Consider the following 1,580-nt stretch of genomic DNA (forward strand, 5'->3'; position numbering starts at 1 on the left):
CCACGCACCTGGCAGCGCCGCGCCGCGTGGCCGCGCCGGCATTGGCCCACCGGGACGGCACAGCCAGCGCCCGCGCCGGCACGCCGCACCCGTCGCCGGCAGGGCACCTGACTTGCGGCATGGCCGCGGGCCGTGCATCTGCGGATCGGGTCGGATCACGGGAGTGGGTCTCCGGCTGGCCAGGACGGCGCGACCCGCGCCGCCCTTCAGATGACCCCGCTGCGCCCCATTTCCAGGAACTTCTCGCGCCGCCGCGCGCGCAGCGTCGCACCGTCCAGCTCGACCAGCGGCTCCAGCAGTTCCGAGATGCGATCGCCCAGCGCGGCGATGGTGGCGTCCGCGTCGCGATGCGCCCCGCCCAGCGGCTCCGGCACCACCGCATCGACCAGGTTCAGCTTGCGCAGGTCGTCGGCGGTGAGCTTCAGCGCCTCGGCCGCCGTCGCCGCCTGCGCCGCGTCGCGCCACAGGATGGAGGCGCAGCCCTCGGGGCTGATCACCGAATAGATCGCGTGCTCCAGCATCACGATGCGGTCCGCAGCCGCCAGCGCGATGGCGCCGCCCGAGCCCCCTTCCCCGATGATGGTCGCGATGAAGGGGACCGGCGCCTCGAGCCCCGCCTCGATCGACCGCGCGATGGCTTCCGCCTGGCCGCGCGCCTCGGCCTCGATGCCCGGGAAGGCGCCGGCGGTGTCCACGAAGGACAGGATCGGCAGGCCGAAGCGGCCGGCGAGTTCCATCAGCCGGCGCGCCTTGCGGTAGCCCTCGGGCCGCGCCATGCCGAAATTGTGCTTCACGCGGCTTTCGGTGTCGTGGCCGCGCTCGGTGCCCAGCACCATCACCGCGCGGCCGCGGAAGCGGCCCATGCCGCCCACCACCGCGAGGTCGTCCGCATAGGCGCGGTCGCCGGCCAGCGGCGTGAAATCCTCGATCAGCGCGCCGATGTAGTCGGTTGCGTGCGGGCGCTCCGGATGGCGCGCCACCTGCGCCTTCTGCCAGGGGCTGAGCTTGGCGTAGGTGGTGCGCAGCAGCGCCTGCGCCTTGTCGCGCAGCTTGCCCACCTCCTCGGCAACGTCGATCCCGCCCGCGTCGGTGGTCCGGCGCAGCTCCTCGATCTTGCCTTCCAGCTCGGCGATCGGCTTCTCGAAGTCCAGGAAGTGTCGCATGGGGCCGGGGGGTTAGCCGATATCGGGGCCGGGCGCGAGAGGCTTGCGCGGGCCGGCCGGCCCTGCCCCCTCCGCCAGCGGGTGATGCGCCTCGACCAGCGCCTTCAGCCGTTCCTCCAGCACCCGCGTGTAGATCTGCGTCGTGGCGATGTCGGCATGGCCCAGCAGCACCTGCAGGCTCCGCAGGTCCGCCCCGTGCGCCAGCAGGTGGGAGGCGAAGGAATGCCGCAGCACATGCGGGCTGACCCGGGTGGGGTCGATGCCCGCCGCCAGCGCCGCCTCCTTCAGCAGCAGCGCCAGGGATTGCCGGGTCAGGTGCCCCGATGCGGCCCGCGAGGGGAACAGCCAGCGCGCCGCGCGCGGCCCGGCGCGCTCGGCGGCCTCGGTGCGCGCGGCCAGGGCGAGGGCACGGGCGCG

General features: G+C 74.2%; 2 protein-coding genes. Both read right to left on the reverse strand.

Going from position 1 to position 1,580, the window contains the following annotated elements:
• Positions 1-206: 206 nt before the first annotated feature.
• Positions 207-1,163 (reverse strand): acetyl-CoA carboxylase carboxyltransferase subunit alpha, encoded by a 957-nt coding sequence (locus HW578_RS26310; RefSeq protein WP_198373661.1) that lies wholly within the window; start codon positions 1,161-1,163, stop codon positions 207-209.
• A gap of 12 nt (positions 1,164-1,175) precedes the next feature.
• On the reverse strand, positions 1,176-1,580 hold a 405-nt coding region (locus HW578_RS26315; protein ID WP_198373662.1), incomplete at its 5' end, for a tyrosine-type recombinase/integrase.

The sequence above is a fragment of the Roseomonas rosulenta genome, from assembly GCF_016106005.1.
In the GTDB taxonomy this organism is placed as follows: domain Bacteria; phylum Pseudomonadota; class Alphaproteobacteria; order Acetobacterales; family Acetobacteraceae; genus Neoroseomonas; species Neoroseomonas rosulenta.

Bases quoted from the DNA above. Each gene is read 5' to 3' on its own strand.
- HW578_RS26310 (WP_198373661.1), bottom strand. From the start codon at position 1,163: ATGCGACACTTCCTGGACTTCGAGAAGCCGATCGCCGAGCTGGAAGGC.